The 20,894-nt window shown below is 67.7% G+C and carries 18 protein-coding genes; 4 read left to right on the plus strand and 14 right to left on the minus strand.

Annotation, left to right across the window (positions count from 1 at the left end; all coding sequences use genetic code 11):
- Positions 1–170 precede the first annotated feature (170 nt).
- From ACYQR9_RS18475 to ACYQR9_RS18500, 6 genes are all read right to left on the minus strand, one after another.
- Positions 171–1,097: a histone deacetylase family protein gene (locus tag ACYQR9_RS18475; RefSeq protein WP_461227639.1), complete on the minus strand. Its 927-nt coding sequence runs from the start codon at positions 1,095–1,097 to the stop codon at positions 171–173.
- Between the two features lie 67 nt (positions 1,098–1,164).
- Complete coding sequence (gene hisN / locus ACYQR9_RS18480) at positions 1,165–1,965, minus strand: histidinol-phosphatase (RefSeq protein ID WP_461227640.1); 801 nt, start codon at positions 1,963–1,965, stop codon at positions 1,165–1,167.
- Positions 1,965–2,903, minus strand: a complete 939-nt coding sequence (locus ACYQR9_RS18485) for a phosphotransferase (protein WP_311273797.1) — start codon at positions 2,901–2,903, stop codon at positions 1,965–1,967. Before ACYQR9_RS18485 ends, hisN begins: the two co-directional genes overlap by 1 nt.
- Before the next feature lie 34 nt (positions 2,904–2,937).
- Entirely contained in the window at positions 2,938–3,888 is a 951-nt protein-coding gene (locus tag ACYQR9_RS18490) for a phosphotransferase family protein (protein WP_461227641.1), read from the minus strand.
- Entirely contained in the window at positions 3,885–5,207 is a 1,323-nt protein-coding gene (locus tag ACYQR9_RS18495; protein ID WP_461227642.1) for an allantoate amidohydrolase, read from the minus strand. The genes ACYQR9_RS18490 and ACYQR9_RS18495 overlap by 4 nt, the downstream gene beginning before the upstream one ends.
- Positions 5,182–5,934, minus strand: coding sequence for a DeoR/GlpR family DNA-binding transcription regulator (locus tag ACYQR9_RS18500; protein WP_056427119.1), 753 nt, complete (start codon positions 5,932–5,934; stop codon positions 5,182–5,184). The genes ACYQR9_RS18495 and ACYQR9_RS18500 overlap by 26 nt, the downstream gene beginning before the upstream one ends.
- Positions 5,935–6,749: 815 nt before the next feature.
- Between ACYQR9_RS18500 and ACYQR9_RS18505 the strand changes: the two genes are divergently transcribed.
- Together ACYQR9_RS18505 and ACYQR9_RS18510 are read left to right on the plus strand one after the other, a co-directional pair.
- On the plus strand, positions 6,750–8,120 hold the full coding sequence (locus tag ACYQR9_RS18505; protein ID WP_461229838.1) for a carbohydrate porin: 1,371 nt from the start codon (positions 6,750–6,752) through the stop codon (positions 8,118–8,120).
- 176 nt (positions 8,121–8,296) lie between these two features.
- Positions 8,297–9,070 carry an MOSC domain-containing protein gene (locus tag ACYQR9_RS18510; RefSeq protein ID WP_056453071.1) on the plus strand — a complete coding sequence of 258 codons (774 nt, stop codon included), beginning with the start codon at positions 8,297–8,299 and terminating at the stop codon, positions 9,068–9,070.
- Positions 9,071–9,270: 200 nt separating this feature from the next.
- Here the strand turns inward: ACYQR9_RS18510 and ACYQR9_RS18515 are convergent, their stop codons facing one another.
- The 8 genes from ACYQR9_RS18515 to ACYQR9_RS18550 form a co-directional block, all read right to left on the minus strand.
- The gene (locus ACYQR9_RS18515) at positions 9,271–10,827 is read right to left on the minus strand and encodes an amidase (protein ID WP_056425437.1); all 1,557 of its coding nucleotides are present in this window, start codon (positions 10,825–10,827) and stop codon (positions 9,271–9,273) included.
- Positions 10,828–10,883: 56 nt separating this feature from the next.
- Positions 10,884–11,651 carry an ABC transporter ATP-binding protein gene (locus tag ACYQR9_RS18520; protein WP_244477995.1) on the minus strand — a complete coding sequence of 256 codons (768 nt, stop codon included), beginning with the start codon at positions 11,649–11,651 and terminating at the stop codon, positions 10,884–10,886.
- A gap of 8 nt (positions 11,652–11,659) precedes the next feature.
- Positions 11,660–12,427, minus strand: coding sequence for an ATP-binding cassette domain-containing protein (locus tag ACYQR9_RS18525; RefSeq protein ID WP_056425434.1), 768 nt, complete (start codon positions 12,425–12,427; stop codon positions 11,660–11,662).
- On the minus strand, positions 12,424–13,497 hold the full coding sequence (locus tag ACYQR9_RS18530; RefSeq protein WP_461227643.1) for a branched-chain amino acid ABC transporter permease: 1,074 nt from the start codon (positions 13,495–13,497) through the stop codon (positions 12,424–12,426). Before ACYQR9_RS18530 ends, ACYQR9_RS18525 begins: the two co-directional genes overlap by 4 nt.
- Positions 13,494–14,360, minus strand: a complete 867-nt coding sequence (locus ACYQR9_RS18535; protein WP_311273805.1) for an ABC transporter permease subunit — start codon at positions 14,358–14,360, stop codon at positions 13,494–13,496. The genes ACYQR9_RS18530 and ACYQR9_RS18535 overlap by 4 nt, the downstream gene beginning before the upstream one ends.
- A gap of 11 nt (positions 14,361–14,371) precedes the next feature.
- Complete coding sequence (locus tag ACYQR9_RS18540) at positions 14,372–15,622, minus strand: urea ABC transporter substrate-binding protein (protein ID WP_461227644.1); 1,251 nt, start codon at positions 15,620–15,622, stop codon at positions 14,372–14,374.
- Positions 15,623–15,850: 228 nt separating this feature from the next.
- Positions 15,851–17,536, minus strand: coding sequence for a methyl-accepting chemotaxis protein (locus tag ACYQR9_RS18545; protein ID WP_461227645.1), 1,686 nt, complete (start codon positions 17,534–17,536; stop codon positions 15,851–15,853).
- Between the two features lie 259 nt (positions 17,537–17,795).
- On the minus strand, positions 17,796–18,008 hold the full coding sequence (locus tag ACYQR9_RS18550) for a DUF2934 domain-containing protein (protein ID WP_056425418.1): 213 nt from the start codon (positions 18,006–18,008) through the stop codon (positions 17,796–17,798).
- 489 nt (positions 18,009–18,497) lie between these two features.
- Here ACYQR9_RS18550 and ACYQR9_RS18555 point away from each other — a divergent pair, with 489 nt between their 5' ends.
- Together ACYQR9_RS18555 and ACYQR9_RS18560 are read left to right on the plus strand one after the other, a co-directional pair.
- A complete protein-coding gene (locus tag ACYQR9_RS18555) occupies positions 18,498–19,097 on the plus strand; it encodes a TVP38/TMEM64 family protein (protein ID WP_082470202.1) in 600 nt (199 codons plus the stop codon).
- 66 nt (positions 19,098–19,163) lie between these two features.
- Positions 19,164–20,795: a phospholipase D-like domain-containing protein gene (locus tag ACYQR9_RS18560; protein WP_461227646.1), complete on the plus strand. Its 1,632-nt coding sequence runs from the start codon at positions 19,164–19,166 to the stop codon at positions 20,793–20,795.
- Positions 20,796–20,894: the final 99 nt, after the last annotated feature.

Genomic DNA, 20,894 nt, shown 5'->3' on the forward strand with positions numbered 1-20,894 from the left:
ACTTAGGCACTATCGACGGCTTTGCCATATCGGCCGGGGCATAGTTTTTCGATGAACTGTGTATGTATTCATACACAGGAGGTCGTCTTATCGCATGGTACATTGATCGAGGATGAACAACTGTCCGGAATGACTTGTCTAGTCTTTGCTGCCGCCCTGCCCGATGCCGATCACGCCCCCATCAGGACCGATACGTGGGCGGCCACCGAGTCACCGAGGCCCTTCAGGTCGTAGCCGCCTTCCAGCAGCGACACGATCCTGCCGTCGCAGGTGCGGTCGGCGATTTCCCTGACTTGGCTGGTCGCCCAGGCGAAATCCTCGGCCTCCAGCATGAGGTTGGCCAGCGGGTCGCGCCAATGGGCGTCGAACCCGGCGGAGATGACGATCAGGTCGGGCTTGAACGCCTCGAGACGGGTGAGGATGCGGCTTCGCATCGCCTCCTTGAAGGCGTCGCCGTCGGCGAAGGGCTTGAGCGGCGCGTTGACGATGGTGCCGTGCTCGCCCTCCTCGGACACCGCTCCGCTGCCGGGATAGAGCGGCATCTGGTGGGTCGAGCAGAACAGCACGGATGGATCGGACCAGACGATGTCCTGCGTGCCGTTGCCGTGATGCACGTCCCAATCGACGATGGCGACGCGCTCCGCCCCGTGGACCTTCCTGGCGTGAAGAGCGGCGATCGCCGCGTTGTTGAAGACGCAGAAGCCCATCGCCTTGGTGCGTTCGGCATGATGCCCCGGCGGCCGCATGGCCGAGAAGGCGTTGCGGGCGGCACCCGTCATCACGAGGTCGACGCCTTGCACCGCCGCCCCGACACCGCGCAGGACGCAATCCATCGTTCCCGGCGAGAGCACCGTATCGGAATCGAGATGGGCAAGCCCCTCGCTCGGCACCGAACGGAGGATGGCGCGGACCCATTCCTCGGGATGGGCGAGGAACACCGATTCGAGGGCGGCCGCCTCGGGTGCGCGACGGTCGAGGCCGGAGAAGTCCGCCGTCCCGAGGGCCTCCTGAACCGCCTTCATGCGCTCCGGCCGCTCGGGATGTCCGTGCGGTGTGCGATGCTCGAACGCGGCCGCATGATGGAACAGAGCGGTCATCGATATCTCCCCTCGTGAATCTGGCATCGGGTATACCAGTTTGAACGAGGGATGACAGGAGCGGGGATCAGGCTCGCAAGTGTCGGAGGGCCTCGGCGTGGAGGCCGGCATTGGCCGCGGCCACGACCCGTCCGTTGAAAGCCGGGGTCAGGGGGCGACCGTCCCAATCGGTCATCACCCCGCCCGCCCCTTCCACCACCGGCACGAGGGCCATGACGTCGTAGACCTGGAGCCCGGCTTCCACCACGAGGTCGCAATGACCGCTGGCGAGAAGGCCGTAGGCATAGCAATCGCCGCCGAAGCGGCGCAGGCCCACCGCTCCGCTCAGCCGTGCGAAGGCCTCCGCATCCGTGCCCTCGAAAATGTCCGGGGAGGTCGCGAACAGGCGGGCTTCGTGAAGGTGCCTGCCGCTCGTCCGGGCGGGCCGGCCGTCGAACCACGCCGCGTCGCCGGTTCCGCACCAGCGCTCGCCGAGTGCCGGCATATCGATGACGCCGACGATCGGCCGTCCGCCGGAGACCAGGGCGATGAGCGTGCCGAAGAGCGGCATGCCGGTGATGAAGCTCTTGGTGCCGTCGATCGGGTCGATCACCCAGGTGAGCGGCCGCTCGAAATCACCGCCCTCCTCCTCTCCGAGGATGCCGTGGTCGGGATAGACGCTGCGGATCTCGGCGCGCAGCAGGGATTCGATGGCGCGGTCGGCGGCGGTGACCGGGCTCGCATCGGCCTTGGCTTCCACCGGTAGTTCGGTGCGGAAATAGTGCCGCGCGAGCGGAGCGGCGAAATCCGCGAGGCGATGGGCGAAGGCGAGGAAATCCGCTTTCGTCGCCTCGTCCCCGGACCGGATCGGCGGTGCACCCACACCCATCACAGGCGCCTCAGCCAGAGTGGCCAGTCGGGATGGTGGAACAGGGTTCGGGCCCGCATGTGCTTCCAGGTTCCGTATTTGTAATAGTCGAAATCGAGGGTCGAGACGGCCTCCTGGATCATCGCCCAGGTCGCCCATTTGAGATCGCCAAGCGCCTTCAGGACCGCGATGCGCGCATGGATTTCGGGGGTCCAGCGGCCGAAATAGGCCTCGATCATCTCGCGTTCGATCGTGTCCGGGAACGCCATCTCGTCGAACCAGAGGGCGAGCTCGTAGGCGCGCTCGTTGTTGGAGGCATATTCGAAGTCGACGAGCAGCACCCTGTCGGCCTCGTCGATCATGAAATTGCCGGCGAGCGTATCGTTCATGCATGGCACGAGATCGAGGCCGGAGGCCGTCATCGCGGCTTTCGCCTCGGCCATGCAGCGCATCAGATGGGCCTGGTCGGCGGGAAGCCGGCCGCCTACCTCCGCGACCTGTTCGACATGCTCCTCGATCATCTCGAAGATCGTCTTCGTCAGCCCGAGCGGCGCGGAATCGTTGAAGGCCTTGAGGGCGCGCACGGCGTTGTGGCGGACAGTGGGGCGCAGGAAGTCGAGATTCGAGGAGGCGCGGTAACCCTCGACGAAGGCGAAGATCTCGACTCCGGCATCGGGCAGGTAGTCGACGACCTGGACGCCGTAGCCGCAGGCCTCCGCGCGCCGGCTGGCATCGTTGGCGCAGTCGCGGGCGATGAACATCTCGGTGCCACGGCCGGGCATCTTCACGAAATAATCCTGCGCGTCCCCGATGGCGACGCGCCAGTTGGTGTTGCTGATCCCGCCCGCCACCGGCCGGTAGCGCATCGGCCGGCCCCGCCAGGCAGCGATGCCGGCCAGCACGCCCTCCAGGGCGCGCTCGCCCTCGCTGATGCCGTCGCCCAAGCCTTTCCAGCTCATCGCCGTTCGCTGCCTCCCATTTCGAACGCCCGTGTCACAGCCGGCGCAGCCAGCTTTCGAAATCGCGTGAACCGATGGTCGTGCGCGCATGCAGGAGCCGCCAGGTTCCGTATTTGTAGAACTCGATCCCGCTCCGCGCCGAGGTGACCGCACGGGTGACGCCCCAGAGGCCGCCCATCACGTCATCGACCGCGCCGTAGAGGCGGCAGCGGTTGTAGAGGCGCTCGTCGAAGCGGCCGGCATAATGCTCCACCGCCTCGCGCCGCTCCGGCTCGAAGAGGCAGGCCTCGTTGAGGAGGGCGCCGAGATCGAACCAGGGGTCGTTGTCGCTGGCGAGGTCGAAATCGACGAGACGGATTTCCCCCTCCCCGATCATGATGTTCGAGGCGATGCCGTCATTGTGGCAGAAGGCGAGGTCGATGCCCGAGGCATGGATCGCCTCGCGCACGAGCGCCATCGCCGCCACGAGCCGGTCGGTCCCGTCGGGAAGCGGAGCGTCGGCGGCACGGGCCTCGGCGGCAAGGCGTTCGATCCGCGCGAAGGGGCAGAATCGATGGCCGAGTAGGCCGTCGCCATGGAGCCGCGCCTTGGCATCCAGAACCTTGCCGAGGATGGTGCCGTCCTGAAGGTCGCCGACCCGGCCATAGCGCCAGGGCTCGGGCAGGTAGGCGAGGCCGAGCGCCCCGTCCGCCTCGTGGACCACCTCCGGGGCGATGCCGAGGCGTGCGGCTTTGCGGGCCGCCTGCGCCGCCACGGGCGTCAGATCGTCCGCCATATCGGCATGGCGCAGCTTGAGGAAGACCGGCTCGCCCTCACGGAACGCGACCTGGACGCAGTCCGAGGCCACGGCCCGGTGGGTCGGGGATGCCACCGGCGCTGCGGCCAGCCCATAGCGAGGCTGGCGCGCGATCCAGTCTGGCCGCGTGGCGATGATGGCCTCGACGCGATGGTCGAAAGGAGTGCCTGCCTCACCGTATTGTATCATCGCTCCGCTCCGAACGCCTCGTTCGGCCGTTTGACGAGCAAGGCCCGTTCCGGCGAGCCGCCGCTACGGCACAAGCGCCATGCGGCGCGTAAGGCCACCGCGAGCCCGGCTTCGAGATCGGCCGGCCGCGACAGTTCGGCCTCGTTATGCGCGATGCCGTCGACGCTGGGGACGAAGACGATGCCGGTCGGGCATTGGCCGAGCAGGCTGATCGCGTCGTGGCCGGCCACCGTATCCATGCGCAGCGACCGCAAGGCCGTCTCCTCGGCGCAGGAGGAGACGAGATCGCACACCGCTTCGGGCAGATTGCGGATCGGCCGCAGCGTCCGGCCGGGAATTGCCGCCACGACGCCGGCGCGGCTCGCCGCCTCGGTGATCGCCGCCTCCACCATCAGGGTCGCATCGGTGAGCAGGCGATCATCGGCCGAGCGGAGTTCGACGCTGAGCTCCACCCGGGCAGGCACCACGTTGGGGGAGTTCGGCTCCACCAGGATGCGTCCCACCGAGGTATGGAAGCGGCCGGGCCAGCGCTCGGCGATCTCCCTCACTTCGGCGATCAGATAGGCGGCGGCGAGCAGCGCATCGCGCCGGCGCGGCATCGGGGTCGGGCCGGTATGGGCCTGCTCGCCGGTGAAGACCACGTCGATCTTCGCCGCCCCCCAGTTGCGGGTGACGACGCCGATGGTCGCCTTCGCGTTCTCCAGGACGAGGCCCTGTTCCACGTGGAGTTCGAGGTAGCAGGCCGGGAGCGGCGGCGGCCGGTCCGTGCCGAGGAACCCGATCCCGCCCAGGGCCTCCCGCAGGGTGATCCCGGCATCGTCACGGCTGGACAAAGCCTCCTCAATCCGTCGCGCACCCGCATAGGCGCCGCTGCCGAGGAGGCTCGGCCGGAAGCGCGCGCCCTCCTCGCCGGTCCAGTTCACCGCGCAGAAATCCGCCGTGAAGGTCTCGCCGGCGCGCCGCGCCCGCATCAGAGCGGCGCCGATGCCGGCGGCCGCTGCCACCCCGTAGGTCCCGTCGAAGCGGCCGGCCTTCGGCTGGCTGTCGAGATGAGAGCCCATCATCACCAGCGGGACACCGGGACCGTCGGTGAGAGGGAAGATGGCGAATTGGTTGCCCACCGCGTCGAGGAGGATCTCGGCGCCGGCCTCGCGGGCGGAATTGGCGAAAACGCGACGGGCCTGTCCGTCCTCGGCCGAAGCACAGAGCCGAGTGATGCCGCCGCCGGGTGTCGCGCCGCAGGCGGAAATCTCTTCGAAGAGCGCGTGGAACGCGCCGGCCGCCGCAGCTGCGTCAGGAACTGATGAGATCGATGTCATGCTGGGTGAAATGATCCAGGAACGGCTGCGGCGGCGGCCGGTCGGTGACGAGGGTGAGCCGTTCCGAGAGCCCGAAGGTGCAGAGGTTGGCCTGACGGCCGAATTTGCGGGAATCGGCGAGAAGCACGCTCTGGCGTGCCTGGCCGCGAAGCACCTTCCGCAGGGCGGATTCGTGCTCCTCGTAATCCATCCAGCCATGGGTGAGGTCGCAGGCCGCGATGCCCATGAAGGCGATGTCGAAATAGAACCGCTGCGCGTAGGCCACCGTCTCGTAGCCCACGAGGGCGTTGTCCCGCGCCCGCAGCATTCCCGGCGTCAGGTTCACCCGGGCGGGACCGTTGCCGAGATGGAGCGCAACGTCGATGGAATTCGTCGTCACCGTGAGGTTGCGGCCGCTGAGGCGGCGGGCGAAAGCGAGCGTCGTGGTGCCCGTGTCGATGAAGACCGACATCCCGTCGCGGATCAGCCCCTCGGCATTGGCCGCCACCTTCGCCTTCTCGCGCGGGTTGGTCTTGCCCCGCTCGTGCAGAGGCCGGTCCTGGTCCAGGCGCGGCGGCACCGCGCCGCCATGGATCCGGCGCAGGACGCCGCGCTCCTCCAGGACCTTCAGGTCGCGCCGGATGGTCTCCTCGGAAACCCTGAGATAGGCGGCGACGTCGGAGACGCCGACCCGACCCGTTCCGTTCAGACGGGACAGGATCTCCTGATAGCGGTGGTCGGTCAGCATCGGCCTCGGCGTCTCCCCATTTCGCCGAAGCGTAGCGATTTTGATGGGGCGAGGCCGCAGGAAAACGCGTGTCCCGCACGGTATTTCCCACAGGGATTGCAGACGCACCGGCCGTGCCGGCCAGGGCCGCCATCGATGCCGGCTCTGGACAACCGCCTCGAATGGCGAGCCGTGGAGAGGCAGGGTCGGGCAGATCCCACATGCCGGCATGTCCTGTCCGATTGATCATGACGCCTGGATCACGCTGCCTGAACCGGGATGACGAGGGATGACGCTGTCGCTTTCAGCGAAACGGGCGCTGGAACGAGGTTGGCGAAAAGTCCCCGGCATGGTGTTTCTGTCAATCTGAAAATGACCGATTTGTGGGATTTATGGGGGATTGCCTGAATTTTCTGCCTTTTGCCGTCTACAGGATCACGACTGCCCGTTTCCGTGCCCTCCTCGTCCATCGAGATGCTGGGGAGTTCACGCTAAAGGGCCTGTCAGGACGGCCTCTCTTGGTTGAATATCAGTCTTGTGACCGCACTGATTCAATCCCACGGTGTATTTCGAAGAATTTGGAGGGGGAATGGAACTTTTATCGGTTTCGCTCTCCGCTGTGGCATTGGCCTTGCTGAACTCTCCCAATCTCACAATTCCCCGCTCTTGGGCTCCTTCGACGAGCACGTGATCGAGCGGTGCGGGGAACAGCAGAATGGGGACGCTCGACGATGCCGACAGACGCGACAGAGACACTCGGACGCGCGCCCTTCGCGCCTCCGGCTCGCCGACCCGGGCTTCCGGTGCTCCTCGGCGGCGCGTTCCTCGCGGCGGGCATGCTTTCCGCCGAGGCGCAGACGGCGTCCCCGGTGGGAGAGTTCAACGTCCAGACGCAGCCGCGCACCACCCGCGAAGTGGCGGAGAAACCCGCCGATCCGGTGCGCGTCGGGCCGCTCGCGCCCTGGGCCACCGATATGGCGGCGCGCGGGCTCACCTTCGACGTCAACATCTACGATTTCTATCAGGCCAATCCGAGCGCCGGCCTGCGAACCGGTGAGCAATCGAACTCGGCCTATTTCGTGCTCAGCATGACGGCCGACATGCAGAAGCTCGCCGGCATCGCCGGAGGCTCGATCAACTTCACCCAGACGTTCTTCGGCCTCGTGCGCAACCTGAACATGGCCGGTGACATCGGCGACACCACGGTGGGCTACCAGCCGCCCTACACGCCCAACAGCACCCGCCTCTCGCTGCTGACCTACCAGCAGAAGCTCCTCGACGACCGCCTCGTGGTCGAGGTCGGCCGCACGCATCCGGACCGTTATTACGGCCTGCCGCCGTGCAACTCGATCAATTCCTGTTTTCAGGACATGTTCTACTTCAATGCCGGCTTCACCTCGCCGCTCTTCGCCGTCTGGGGCGCCAACATCGCCTACAAGATCTCGCCGACCACCTACGTCCAGGCCGGCGCCTTCAGCGTGAACCCCGGCACCAACGTCCTCTCGGGCTACGATTTCGGCTACGAGCGCCTGGCCGGCGCCGTCGTGATGACCGAGATCGGCCGCAAGACCGACTATACGATGGAGGCCTATCCCGGCCGCGTCTCGCTCACCGGCTTCTACAACACCGCCGACCACGACGATAACTTCAAGACCATTGCCGGCACCTCGAAGGGCCTCAACCCGGGCACGCCGTCGCTGCAGAAATCCGGCACGTCGGGCGTCGTCCTCACGGGCACGCAGACCCTGTGGCGGGCCGATGGCGGGGCCGATGCGAGCAACCCGCATCCCACCGCGATCTCGGCCTATACCGGCACCGGCTACGCCTTCGACCCGACGATCCCGATCCGCTTCAACTCCTTCGCCGGCCTACTCCTGCAGGCCCCCGACCAGAGCCGGCCCAACGACACCTACGGCATCAAGGCCAATTGGCAGCGGCTGAACGAAAACTACGCCGCCTTCCTGTCGGATGCGAACTTCATCTCCGGCGGCACCGGCGAACCCTATTCGCGCGACAAGTTCGTGTTCGAGGTCAACGCCCATTTCGACCTGGGTAAGGGCGTCATCCTCGAGCCGGTGGTGCAGTACGTCGTCAATCCGAACTCGTACTGGAACCCCTACACCGCCCGCCGCGCCAAGGATGGCTTCTACGGCGGCTTCACCCTCGTCGTTCCCCTCGGCACCCTGCTCGGCCTCGCGCCGGGCTAGGCTCTCGGGGGCCTGCGGCTTCGACATCGTCAGAGAGCCGGCTCCGTTCGCGCGGAGCCGGCTTTTTCGTTTCCGGCGCATCGTCGATGCCGGACCCGAATCCCCTGCGCAAAACAGCGTATGGCGCATCGCCCCCGCCCCCGGCATCGAGGGGGCACATCTTCGAGGAACCCGCCATGCCCGCCGTCGACGCCCTCTACCGCTATCCGATCAAGGGTCTGTCGGCCGAGGCCCTGACACGCCTGAGCGTCACCCCGCAGGACGGGCTCGCCCATGACCGGGAATACGCCCTGGCGCTGGGGACCACCCGGTTCGACCCTGCGAGGCCGGAGCCCCTGGACAAGGGCTTCTTCCTGATGCTGCGCAACAACACGGCGCTGGCTTCCCTCGCGACGCGGCTCGACCCCGAAAGCCATCGCCTGACGATCCGGCGCGGCGGGGAGGAGGTGTTCGCCGCCGACCTCTCCACCGAGACCGGACGCGTCGGGACGGAGGATTTCTTCGCCGATTACCTCGGCGAGGAGACGCGCGGGCGACCCCGACTCGTGCGGAGTGAGAACCACAAGTTCACCGATGCCAGCGTGCTCTCACCGGTGATGATGCGGGCGATCTCGGTGGTAAACCTCGCCTCGGTGCGGGCGCTGTCCGAGGCGACGGGGCAGGAGCTCGATCCCCTGCGCTTCCGCGCCAACATCCATCTCGACGGGCTGGAGCCGTGGCAGGAGCTCGATTGGGTGGGGCGCGAACTGAGCATCGGCCCGGTGCGCCTGCGCGGCCTCGCCCGCACGCCGCGGTGCGGCGCCGTCAACGTCAACCCGAAGACCGCCGAGCGCGACGCGAACCTGCCGAAAGCCATCATGAAGCATTTCGGGCATGTGGACCTCGGGATCTATCTCGAGGTCGTCGAGGGCGGGACGATCGCCACGGCGGATGGTGTCACCCTCGGCTGAGGGAGGTCCAATCTCTCTTGTGGGCTTCTGGATCCGCTCATCCACGTCTGCAGGCAGAGCGCGTCCCTCTCCCCCTTGTGGGGAGAGGTTAGGAGTGGGGGTGGCTCCGCCAGCCTCCGTAAGCTGAGGGTCGCTCGACCACCCCCACCTCCAGCTCCTCCCCACAAGGGGGGAGGAGGGCTCGATCGCGCGCTCCGTCCTCAGCTTGGCCTCACCAGGCTCGGCGCCTTGCGGTAGCCGGTGGCCGCCTCGTAGGCATAGGCGAAGCCGAGGAGGTCGGCCTCGCTCCACATCCGTCCCACGAAGATCAAGTTGAACGGCGAGCCGCTGGCATAGGCCCCGGCCGGCAGCGTCACGCCGGGCAGGCCGGCGATGTTGATCTCGCAGACCGTGGTCTCGTTGATGGCAAGGCCGCCATGCAGGGGCGGCAGTTCATCGCGCATCTGCGGGAAGACGAGCCCGTCGAGCCCATTCTCGTCCATGACCCGGTTGAAGATGTCGAGATAAGCCTCTCTGAGAGCGAGGAAGTCCGACAGGTCGGGCGGGCGCGTCGGATCGGCCAGGATCGCCTCGAAGACCGGATATTGGTGCAGGTAGCGCAGCACGCCCTTGGGGCCGAACGCATCCTCGTCCGCCGTCGCCTCGGCGAAGGCCGCGACACTCGGCAGCGCCGCGCTCGACCCGAGGCGCTGCAGGTAGAGATGCAGGTCGTAGGGCACGGATTCCATGCCGCGGGCATCGAAATAGTTCAGGCCTTCGGTGGGCTCGGCGAGGGCGGCGAAGCCCGTGCCGACGAACGGATCGGCGACGAGCGTCGCGCCGCAGGCGGTGATCTCGCTCTGCGCCCGCGCGTAGAGGTCCGTCGCCTCGGCCGAGAGCGGCAGGTCGCGCCAGCCGGGACCGAACAGGCCGAGGCGCTTGCCCTGCAGCCCGTTCCTGTCGAGCTTCGAGGTGTAGCCGCCCTTGGGCCGCTTGCCGATGCCCGCCACGGTCTTGGGGTCGGCGGCGGTGTAGCCGGCCAGCACGTCGAGGGTCAGGGCGGCGTCGCGCACGCAGCGGGCGATGGGGCCGACCACATCGCGGGTGCTGCCGGCCAGCGGCACCACGCCGGCATTGGGGACGAGGGCGAAGGTCGGCTTGATGCCGACCAGTCCCTGCGCCGAGGCCGGGTTCTGGATCGAGCCACCGGTCTCCTCGGCGAGGCCGAGCACCGCGAGGCTGGCGCCCACCGCCGTGGCCGTGCCGGCGCTGCTGCCGCCCGGCAGGCAATCGGGCGCCGCCGAATTCAGGGTCGGTCCGGCCCAGCTGTCGTTGGCGTGGCTGCCGGTGGCGCTGAGAACGGGGACGTTGGTCTTGCCGAGCATGACGCAGCCGGCCGCCCGCATCCGCGCCACGACGGGCGAGTCGGTCTCGGGGATCAGGTCGACGCCGCCGGCTTGCGCGCTGAGGAAGCGCCAGCCCGCCGTGGTCGGTAGCCCGGCCATGTCCATCGGGTCCTTGATCACCACCGGCACGCCGGCCAGCGGTCCCAGCGTTTCGCCGGCGGCGCGGCGCGCGTCGATGGCGCGGGCGTCGTCCAGCGCCTGCGGGTTCATGACGATGATGGCGTTGTAATGCGGGTTGTAGGCGGCGATCCGGTCGAGGAAGGCCAGCGTCAGCGCCTCCGAGGTGACGCCGCTGGCGAAAGCGTCGGCCACGTCGGCCAGGGTCATCTCGACGATGTCGAGGTCGGGGCTTAGCGTCGGTTCGGCAGCCATCGCTGGATGTCTCCTTGGTTGGAATGGAAAGGGCGTACGGGATGGGGCCGGCGGCCTCATTCCATGCCGACGAATTCCTCGATCATCGCCCGGTCGCGGGCGATCTCGGGCGGGATCTCACGGGTGACGACGCCCTTCTGCAGGATCAGCACTCGCTCGGAGAGGCCGGCGATGAAGGTGAGGTTCTGCTCGACGAGGAGGATCGTCAGGCCGCGCGCCCGGCCGATCGCCTGCAGCGTCTCGATGATCTCCTCGATGATCGAGGGCTGGATCCCCTCCGTCGGTTCGTCGAGGAGGAGGATGCGGGGGTTGCCACAGAGGCAGCGGGCCAGCGCCAGCAATTGCTGCTCGCCCCCCGACAGCGCCCCGCCCGGCCGGTCGAGATAGGCCTTCAGCCGGGGGAAGACGGTGAGGATGTCCGCGATGGTCTCGTCCTCGTCCCTGTCGGAGAGGAGGCAGCCCATGCGCAGGTTCTCGCGCACGCTCAACGTGGCGAAGATTTCCCGGCCCTGAGGCACGAACCCCATGCCGAGCCGCGCCCGCGCCGTGGGCGAGCGCCGGGCGATGTCCTCGCCCCCGAGGCGGATGCGGCCGGCGGTGACGGGCAGGTAGCCCATCAGGGTGCGCAGCAGGGTCGTCTTGCCCATGCCGTTATGGCCGAGGATGCCCACGAACTCGCCCTCCCCCACGGTGAGCGAGACGCCGCCGAGGATCGGGATGCGGCCGTAGCCGGAATGCAGGCCCTCGACGGACAGGAGCGCGGGCTTCGCCGCCGGGACGGCGTCCGGGCCGGAGGAGAGCGGGAGCGGTTCGATCGCATTCATCGCGGGGCTCATGCGGCCTGCTTGCCGAGATAGACGTCGCGGACGCGCTGGTCGGCCAGCACGCGCTCCACGCTGTCCTCCATCAGGATGCGGCCCTGGTTGAAGACGGTGACGGTCCTGGCGATCATCCGGATGAAGGGCATGTCGTGCTCCACCACGATGAGGGCATGGGTGCGGTTGATCTCGCGGATGAGCTCGGCGGTGCGGTGGACCTCGTCATGGGTCATGCCGGCGGCGGGCTCGTCGAGGAGGATCAGCTCCGGTTCCTGGGCCAGCACGGTGGCGATCTCGACCCATTGGCGCTGGCCGTGGGCGAGCTGGCCGACATTGCGTTCGGCAATGGCCGTGAGCTGGAGCCGCGTCAGGGTCTCGTCGACGATGGACCGCGTCCGGGCGATGGACTTGCGCCGCCCTGCCGCCACGAACACGTTCTCGCGCACCGACAGGCCGTTGAAGACGTTCGGCACCTGGGTCTTGATGCCGACGCCGAGCCTCGCGATCCGGTGCGGCTCGGCCCCCGTGATGTCCGTGTCGCGGAAGCGGATGCTGCCTTCGGTGGGCGTCAACTGTCCGGTGAGCATCTTGAAGAAGGTGCTCTTGCCCGCGCCGTTGGGGCCGATGAGGCAGCGCAGCTCCACCTCGCCGAGGGTGAAGTCGACATTGCCCACCGCCGTCACGCCGCCGAAGCGCATGGTGACGCCCTTGGCCTCGACGAGCGGGCGAAGCGGCGGGCGGATTGAGGAAGCCGGCGCCGTCGCTGTCGTGGTGATGCTCATGGCCGGACCTCCCCTGCCAGTGCCTCGCGGGCGGGATCGGCGGGTTTGCCCGCCTTGGTCCTGAAGACCTTGGCGAGGAGTTCGGGGATCCGCATCAGCAGGTTCCTCACCACCGGCAGGAGCCCCTGCGGGATCAGCAGGACGAACGCCACGAGGACGATGCCGAGGCCGAGATTGGAATCGACCACGTTCTGCGAACCGGCCTCGATGATGAGCCACTGGATCAGCACCGCGCCGAGCATCGGGCCGACGAGGGTGCCGAGGCCGCCCACCAGCACGAAGATGATGACCTGCGCGGACATCGACAGGCCGAACACGGTGGGGCTGATGAAGCCGCCCCAATTGGCGTAGAGGCAGCCCGCGAGCCCGGCGACCGCGCCCGAGATCATGAAGGCGAGGAGCTTGTAGAGGCGCGGATCGTAGCCGATGAGCTGCGCCCGGGTCTCGTTCTCGCGGATCGCTACCACGACGCGGCCGAAGCGGCTGGCCAGCACCCAGCGCAACAATGCGTAGACCAGGATCAGCGCGCCCATGGCGGCGTACCAGATGCCGTCATTGTCGAGCGGGTTGCCCGCGTCGCCGAGCTTGTTGAGGGCGGGGATCGCCGGGATGCCGTTGAACCCGCCGAGTTCCGCCTCGCCGATCCGGTACTGGCTGCCGGAGGTGGTGTTCACGAGTTGGAACAGGATCACCGAGACGGTGAGGGTGATGACGCCGATATAGGCGTCGGAGATCCGGCCGTAGAACATGAAGTAGCCGAGCAGCCCCGCGAACAGGGTCGGCACCAGGATGGCGATGAGGATGGGCAGCGTGCTGTCGCCCATGTTGATCATGGAGACGGCGTAGGCGTAGCCGCCGAGCCCGAGGAAGGCGGCCTGCCCGAACGACATCACCCCGCCATAGCCCCAGATGAAGCCCTGGCTCAGGGCGAACATGGCGAGTGCTGCAAAGCCCGTGGCCTGGACGAGGCCGAACGTGTCGAGGATGTGCGGCGCCCCGAATAGGAGGCCGAGCATGACGCAGAGGGTCGCGAGGAAGCCCCCTGAGGAGCGACGGTCGACGGGATTCATAGGCTGCGCCTCAGGTAGCGGCCGGTGATGCCCTGCGGCAGCACGCGGATCAGCAGGATCGCGGCGACGAGGAGGGCGACGTCGCCGATGACGGGCGTGGTCCTGAACGAGACCAGTTCGTTGATGAAGCCGAACACCGAGGAGGCGAGGCCCGTGCCCGTGACGATGGCGGGGCCGCCGCCCAGCACGGTGATGAAGGCGCGGGAAATGTAGGCCGCCCCCATGGATGGGGAGACGCCGGAGATCGGCGCGAGGATGCCGCCGGCCAGCCCCGCGAGGGCCGCGCCGAGGCCGAACGTCGCCATGTAGATGCGGTCGGGCGAAACGCCCATGGCGGCGGCCATGCGTGGGTTCTGCATGGTGGCGCGCAGGATCAGCCCGAACTTCGTCATGCGCAGGAGGAGGAACATGCCGGTCAGCACGGCGAGCGCCGTGGCGATGATGACGAGGCTGTAGAGGCTGGCGCCGTAGCGGCCGATCTCGAAGCTCCCGACCGGCGTCGAGACGCCCCGAACGACGTTGCCGTAAAGCGTGGTGATCAGGCCGATCAACCCGAGGCTGATGCCCCAGGTCGCCAGCATCGTGTCCATCATCCGCCCGTAGAGGAAGCGGATGACGGTGCGTTCGAGGATCAGCCCCACCGCCCCCACCACCAGGGGCGGCAGGACCAGCATGGCGATCCAGATGTTCACCCCGGCGCCGTTCGCCATCACGGCGGTGTAGGCGCCGAGCATCATGAACTCGCCGTGGGCGAGGTTGATGATGCGCATCATGCCGTAGATCACCCCGAGACCGAGGGTGATCAGGACCAGGGTGGCGATGCCGGTGGCGACGTTGAAGGTCAGGAGCCCCGCGAGATCCATGAAGAAGCGCCTCAGCCCTTCAGGTCGGGCGTGAACTGCTTGTTCATGCGCGGATTCTTGACGAGGTCGCAGGCGCCGCCGGTATCGGCCGGGAACGAATCCGGGAAGGCCGCCAGCTGCTCCCATTTCCGGTCCTTGGGCCGGGCGAGGTAGGTGTTGCGGATGGTGTGGTGGGTGCCCGGATCCATCGTCACCTTGCCCGTGGGCGAGTCGATGGTGATGCCGCTCTCCAGCGCCGCCACGACGGCGTCGCGCTCGACCGAGCCGGCCTTCTTTACCCCTTCCGCCCAGAACATGATGCCTTCGTAGGTGGCGGTGTCGAGCTCGCTGAGATCGGTGACGTCGGCGCCGAACTTCCCCTGCATGCCGGCGACGAAGGCCTTGCTCGCGGGCGTGTCGAGGTCGTTGTACCAGCCGTAGCAGGTGAGGATGCCGTTGGTGGTGGAGGTGTCCATGGTGGTCAGCTCGTCGCCGAGGCCGAACACGCTGGCGCCCATGGGGATCTTGCCCTTCATGCCGGCGGCGTCCCACTGCCGGTAGAAGCCCGAATGGTTGGCGCCGACGAGGGCGGAGAGGACGATCTCCGGCTGGGCCTGCTGGATGCGGCTGATGGCGGAGGAGAAGTTCGTGACGTCGAGGGGGAAGAAGTCGGTGCCGGCCACGGAGCCGCCGCCATCCTTCATGAACTTCGTCATCCAGCTCGCGGTGATGTGGCCGTAATTGTAGTCCGCGGCGACGATGTAGGCTTTCTTGCCCCAGTTCTTGAGGGCGTAATCGACGATGTGGTTGACGGTCTGGGCCGGGGTCGAGCCGGTGCAGAAGACGTTACGGTCGCAGACACCGCCCTCGTACTGGGTGTTGTAGAAATAGAGGGTCTTGGAACGGCCGAAGATCGGCCGGATCGCCTCGCGCGAGGCCGAGGTGATGCCGCCCTGGATGACGTCGACCTTGTCCTTCAGGGCGAGGGTCTGGGCGTATTGCGTATAGAGCTGCATGTTGGACTGGGTGTCGTAGGCGATCAGCTTGATCGGACGGCCCAGCAGGCCGCCGGCCTTGTTGAGCAGTTCCACCGTGTATTCGGTGGTCTCGATCATCCGCTTGCCTTCGAGCCCGAGCGCCCCGGTCCCGTCGAGGAGGCTGCCGAGCTTGATCGGCTCCGCCGCCAACCCGTTCCGGGCAAAGAACGGCATCGCCACCGCGCCGCCCGCCCCTGCCAAACCGAGCTTGAGCGCATGGCGACGGTTCATCGTGCCCTTGGTCATCAACATCACTCCGCTTCGTGCCGTCTGCACGGACGATCGCCGCCGGCCGCGCGGGAGTGACGTAACAAGATCGATGCCAACAAAACTCACATTACGGGCAAGGTCGGGCGAGTGCGCCGGATGCCTCCTCCATAGGCAGGCCGGGGGCCGTTTCGCCTCGCCTCAAGGCACGAAAGCCACAGATCACGCACGTCCCGCATCGGCGCGGAGAGCGTCCCGCGTGGTCGGTCAGGCGGCTCGCACGGTGGCGAGGAAGCGGGCGACCTGGAGACTGAGATGCTCGGATTGCTGCGACAGGTCGGAGGCCGAGGCCAGGACCTGGCTCGCGGCGGCGCCGGTCTCCTCGGCCGCGTTCGCCACGCTGGAGATGTTGGTGGTGACCTCACCCGTCCCCACGGCCGCCTGAGCGACGTTGCGGACGATCTCCTGGGTCGCGGCGCCCTGTTCCTCGACGGCGGCGGCGATGGAGGTGGCGACGGTGCTGATCTCGCCGATCCGCGCGGCGATGGTTCCGATCGCCGCGACCGCCTCTCCCGTGGAGGTCTGGATGCGGCCGATCTGGTCGCCGATCTCCTGGGTGGCCCGCGTCGTCTGGCTGGCGAGCTGCTTCACCTCGGCGGCGACCACGGCGAAGCCCCGGCCCGATTCACCGGCCCGCGCCGCCTCGATGGTGGCGTTCAGCGCCAGCAGGTTGGTCTGTCCGGCGATCTCCGAGATGATCGAGACGACGTCACCGATCTTGCCCGCCGCCAGGCTGAGCTCCTGGACGAGGGAGGCGGTCCGGGCCGCCTCGTTCACCGCGAGGGTGGCGAGCCGGGCCGATCCATCGACCTGACGGCCGATTTCCTGCACCGAGGAGCCGAGCTGCTCCGTCGCGGCCGCCACCGTGTTGACGTTGTAGGCCGCTTGCTCGGCTGCCGCCGCGACCGCCAGGGATTGCGAGGCGGTCTGCGTGGCCGTCGTCGTCATCGATTGCGCCGTGCCCTGGAGCTGGTTCGCCGACGCCGCCACGGTGCCGATGATGCCGCCCACGGCCTGTTCGAAATCCCCCGCCATCTGATGCATGGCGGCGTGGCGCTGGGCTTCGGCGCCCGCCCGTGCCAGCACGGTCTCCTCTTCCATCGCCCTCATCTCGATGAGGCGTGTCTTGAATACCTGCACCGCGTCCGCGATCGTGCCGATCTCGGTTCCCTCCCCCTGGCGCGGGATCGCCACAGACAGGTCGCCCGAGGCCAGCGCCTGCATGGGCTGGACCACCGAGGCGATGCCTCCGGTGACACCGCGGACGATCCAGAACGCGAGCAGGGCCGAGAGCACGAGGCCGCCGATGCCGGCGCCGAGGACGATGGTCTCTGTGTGGGCGAAGGCTTCCCGTCCTTCGATCCGGGATGCTTCCGCGGCCTCGTTGTTGACGGTCACGAGCTGGTCGGCCAGCGAGGTGCTCAGGCGCTGAAGCTCGGTCGATCTGCCCTGCATCCGCTCGAGCGCATCCTCGTTCATCCCGCTGCGCGAGAGGTCGAGGATCGGCTTGTTCTCCTTGAGGTAGTCGAGCCAGGTCGCGTTGAGGCGGTCGTAGATCGCTCGCTCGCGCGCGGAGGTCGCGAGGGGGGCGTATTCGGCGAGGACGCGCGTGACCCTGCCCTGCCGCTCGACGATCTCGGAATCGTAGCGCTTCTTCGAATCGGGGTCGATCGCGGCCAGATGGCGGTAGATGCTGATCGCGTAGCGCGCGACCAAGCCGGAGATCTCACCGGCCTTGGCGACGCTCGGCAGGGAATCCGACTGGACCGCCACCAGTTGTGCGTTGATCGTCCGTGTCGCGGTCAGCGCGACCGCCCCCATCCCGAGCAGAAACAGCGTCGTGACCGCGAAGGCGCCGATGAGGCGCGCGCGCAGGGAAAGACGGCTCAGCATGACGGCGTTCCGCGACAGAGGGGGGATGTGTGGAAAATATCCACCCCCAAGATCCACCGAAGGTCTGAATATTTTCTAAAGCTAAAGACCGACGCGATGAGACTTTTGTTTCCACATAGATAAGGTTTTTGTTCCTACATCTGCAATTTAACCGGTCTTTCTCGTGTAGTCGGCTAGAAGATGCATGCACTTGTTCGGTCGGTTTGTCGGTGAGGTGGCGGAACAACGATGCCGACGAGCGAGATGACTCGACGCCCGGTCACGATTGCATGGGCGGGGAAGTCTCGTCGGTCCCGGTTGCCTCCGCCTTCGCCGCGCGTTCCCGCTCCGCCCTCAGCTCTTTCTCGGCCATCAGCCAGAATTCAATTTCGAATCCCATCGGCTGGTGATTACGCTCCCAGAGTTCGTAGGCGCGCCGGCGAATCTGATCGAATGTCGGGCTGGCGCTGCGTTCCGTCGATGTCTGCTTCATGGGAACTTCGCCTCGTCCAGATTCTGCTTCGTCCAAATCCCGCTCCATCCGAACCCCGTCCCGGCATCGGCCGCCGGCCTCGCGTCGCGACGGTCTCGCATCATGCCGCAGAGCCCATGGCATGTTCCCCGCCCGGGAACATTCACACAGGGCAGGGGCCGAGCGGTTCTGCGCCGCGTCATGCGATGCTAACGATCCTCCGCGAACCAGGGCGCTTCAGCGCCGTTGTCGCATATGCCTTTGTCGCACATGCAAAAGGCGGGACAGGCCCCGGCCATGACGCCGAACCCGCTCCGGCATCTGGCCACGGTTTCGTGCTGCAGTGCAAGATGCGGGGATGGGTCGACCCATGACCGGGGCGAGGTGGACCAGGGCGAGGTGGGCCAGGGTAAGGAGTGAGGGGAAGGCGTGACGGGCGGGGAGATCCGATATTGGAGCGTGACTGTCCTCGCGATCCTCGCACTGGCGGGCGCCTGGCTGCTGCTGCCGATGGACGAATGGCTGCGCGGCTTCGCCGAATGGACCGCGGGCCTCGGCCTGCTCGGCCCCCTCGCCTTCGGTGGGCTCTTCTTTCTCGCGACCCTGCTGGTGATCCCCTGTACGCCGCTGACCATCGCCGGGGCCGTCGCCTTCGGATGGTGGGCCATGCCCATCGCATTGGTCTCGGCCACGGCGGGCTCCGTCCTCGCCTTCATCGCCAGCCGCTACCTGTTCCGCGAGCGGCTGCGCCGCCTCATCGCGCGCCGCCCGACCATGGTGGCTACCATGGAGGCGGTGGGGGATGGCGGGTGGCGCCTTCTCACCCTGATGCGGCTGAGCCCCTTCGTCCCCTTCAATGCCCAGAACTACGCGCTCGGTCTCACCGAGGTCGGCATGGGCGCCTATCTCGTCTCGACCATCCTCGGGATGCTGCCGGGCACCGTCGTCTGCGTTTATCTCGGAATCATCGGGCGCGCGGCCGGCAGCGATACGACCGAGCATTGGCTCTTTCTCGGTCTCGGCTTCGCCGCCACGGTGGCCGCCGTCGCCCTCACCCGGCGCCGCGTGCGGCACAAGATGCAGGCCAGGCAGGCGGCGACGGCGGCATGAGGACACCGGCATGAGGGCAACGGCATGAGAGCAGTGGCGTCGAACCAGTGAAGCGAGACAGTTGATATGAGCGGCCCGTCCCAGCCGGCAGCATTGGATCACGGCCATGCCGTGCCCGCCATGCCGGCCCCCCTGACATCCTGGCTGGTTCCCGGCGCGACCTGCTGGCGCCAGGAGCGGGCGGCCCGCGTGGCGATCCTGCACGACGGCGCCGCCTATTTCGCCGCGTCGCGCGAGGCGATCCTCAAGGCCCGATCCTCCGTGATGCTGATCGGCTGGAGCTTCGATCCGCGCGTGCGGCTGACGCCCCAGGGAGAGGCGGACCGCGAGACCATGGCCGACCTGCTGCGGCGCCTGAAGGCGACGCGGCCCGAGGTCGAGATCCGTCTCCTGATCTGGGACATGCCATGGCCGATCTCCGCCGGCACCGATCTCAAGCCCGACGACATCCGCGCCCTGCTCGGGCCGGGGATCGAGTACGTCGTCGATTCCCGCCTCCCCTTCGGGGCCTGCCAGCACCAGAAGGTGCTGGTGGTGGACGACCGCATCGCCTTCAGCGGCGGCAGCGATTTCGAGGTGAACCGCTGGGACACGCCCGCCCATCGGGACCGTGACCCGCTCCGGCGTCTGCCGACCGGCGAGGATTACCCGCCGCGCCACGACGTCATGATGCTCGTCGACGGTGCGGCCGCGTCGGCGTTGTCCGATCTCGCCCGCCAACGCTGGCAGGAGGCGACGAGCGGGCGCAGCGGTTCAGCCGTGTCCGGACCGGTCGGCACGGACGCACGCGGTCCTTCCCTCCCCCATTCTACCCTGTCCGATCCTTCCCTCCCCGATCCTTGGCCCGATTCGGTGACGCCGCTTTTCGAGGACGTGACGGTAGGGCTCGCCCGCACGATACCGGCACGGGAATCGGGGGATGCGATCCGCGAGAACGAGGCGCTCTATCTGCTGGCGATCCGCCGCGCGTCCCGTCACATCTATCTCGAGAACCAGTATTTCACCTCTCCGCTCATCGCCGAGGCCCTGGCCGCGCGCCTCGCCGAGCCGGAAGGTCCCGACATCGTCGTGGTGCTCGCCGAACGCAGCCCGAACGGCTTCGACCGGATCACCATGGACGGGGCGAGGCGCGGCCTCATCGCCCGGCTTCGCGCGGCGGACCGGTATGGCCGCCTGCGCATCCTCGCGCCGCATACGCTTCAGGGCCGTCCGATCCTCGTCCATTCCAAGGTCGCGATCTTCGACGACCGGATGCTCCGGGTCGGGTCGACGAACCTGAACAACCGGTCCATGGGCTACGACACCGAATGCGATCTCGCCCTCGAAGTGCTCGATGGCGACGCGGGCGATGTGCGGCGCATCGCCATCGCGCGGGTGAGGAACGGCCTGATCGCCCATCACGCCGGCTGCCCGCGCGACGCTTTCGAGGAGGCGGTGCGGGAGAAGGGGCTGCTCGCGGCGATCGACGATCCCGCCCTCGTCCCGGCCCGCCGGCTGTGCTCGCTCGTGGCCTCAAGGCGCGGGCCCGTCGTGCGCCTCGTCGAGGCCTTCCATCTCGGAGATCCCGTCGGTCTCGCCGATGCCTGGCGGCCCTGGCGCCGTCACCGCGCCCTCGCCCGCCGCCGCGAGGGGGCAAACGCGGTCGCGGGTCAGCAGCCGGCACTGGCCGGGGCGGCGCAGCCCGCCGAGGCGTCATAGGGGGGGCGATCCAACGGATGGAACGCTTCGCGCACAGCCGGTGTGCTCGGCGGCACCTGATGGTGCCTGCGAGGCGGATCGATGCGTCCCTCGTCGCGC

The sequence above is a fragment of the Methylobacterium sp. CM6241 genome (assembly GCF_054817845.1).

Coding starts and splice junctions, on each gene's coding strand:
- ACYQR9_RS18530 (WP_461227643.1), bottom strand. CDS start 13,497: ATGAATCCCGTCGACCGTCGCTCCTCAGGGGGCTTCCTCGCGACCCTC.
- ACYQR9_RS18475 (WP_461227639.1), bottom strand. CDS start 1,097: ATGACCGCTCTGTTCCATCATGCGGCCGCGTTCGAGCATCGCACACCG.
- hisN (WP_461227640.1), bottom strand. CDS start 1,965: ATGGGTGTGGGTGCACCGCCGATCCGGTCCGGGGACGAGGCGACGAAA.
- ACYQR9_RS18500 (WP_056427119.1), bottom strand. CDS start 5,934: ATGCTGACCGACCACCGCTATCAGGAGATCCTGTCCCGTCTGAACGGA.
- ACYQR9_RS18510 (WP_056453071.1), top strand. CDS start 8,297: ATGCCCGCCGTCGACGCCCTCTACCGCTATCCGATCAAGGGTCTGTCG.
- ACYQR9_RS18515 (WP_056425437.1), bottom strand. CDS start 10,827: ATGGCTGCCGAACCGACGCTAAGCCCCGACCTCGACATCGTCGAGATG.
- ACYQR9_RS18520 (WP_244477995.1), bottom strand. CDS start 11,651: ATGAATGCGATCGAACCGCTCCCGCTCTCCTCCGGCCCGGACGCCGTC.
- ACYQR9_RS18535 (WP_311273805.1), bottom strand. CDS start 14,360: ATGGATCTCGCGGGGCTCCTGACCTTCAACGTCGCCACCGGCATCGCC.
- ACYQR9_RS18495 (WP_461227642.1), bottom strand. CDS start 5,207: ATGACATCGATCTCATCAGTTCCTGACGCAGCTGCGGCGGCCGGCGCG.
- ACYQR9_RS18490 (WP_461227641.1), bottom strand. CDS start 3,888: ATGATACAATACGGTGAGGCAGGCACTCCTTTCGACCATCGCGTCGAG.
- ACYQR9_RS18525 (WP_056425434.1), bottom strand. CDS start 12,427: ATGAGCATCACCACGACAGCGACGGCGCCGGCTTCCTCAATCCGCCCG.
- ACYQR9_RS18560 (WP_461227646.1), top strand. CDS start 19,164: ATGAGCGGCCCGTCCCAGCCGGCAGCATTGGATCACGGCCATGCCGTG.
- ACYQR9_RS18555 (WP_082470202.1), top strand. CDS start 18,498: ATGGACGAATGGCTGCGCGGCTTCGCCGAATGGACCGCGGGCCTCGGC.
- ACYQR9_RS18550 (WP_056425418.1), bottom strand. CDS start 18,008: ATGAAGCAGACATCGACGGAACGCAGCGCCAGCCCGACATTCGATCAG.
- ACYQR9_RS18505 (WP_461229838.1), top strand. CDS start 6,750: ATGCTTTCCGCCGAGGCGCAGACGGCGTCCCCGGTGGGAGAGTTCAAC.
- ACYQR9_RS18485 (WP_311273797.1), bottom strand. CDS start 2,903: ATGAGCTGGAAAGGCTTGGGCGACGGCATCAGCGAGGGCGAGCGCGCC.
- ACYQR9_RS18545 (WP_461227645.1), bottom strand. CDS start 17,536: ATGCTGAGCCGTCTTTCCCTGCGCGCGCGCCTCATCGGCGCCTTCGCG.
- ACYQR9_RS18540 (WP_461227644.1), bottom strand. CDS start 15,622: ATGACCAAGGGCACGATGAACCGTCGCCATGCGCTCAAGCTCGGTTTG.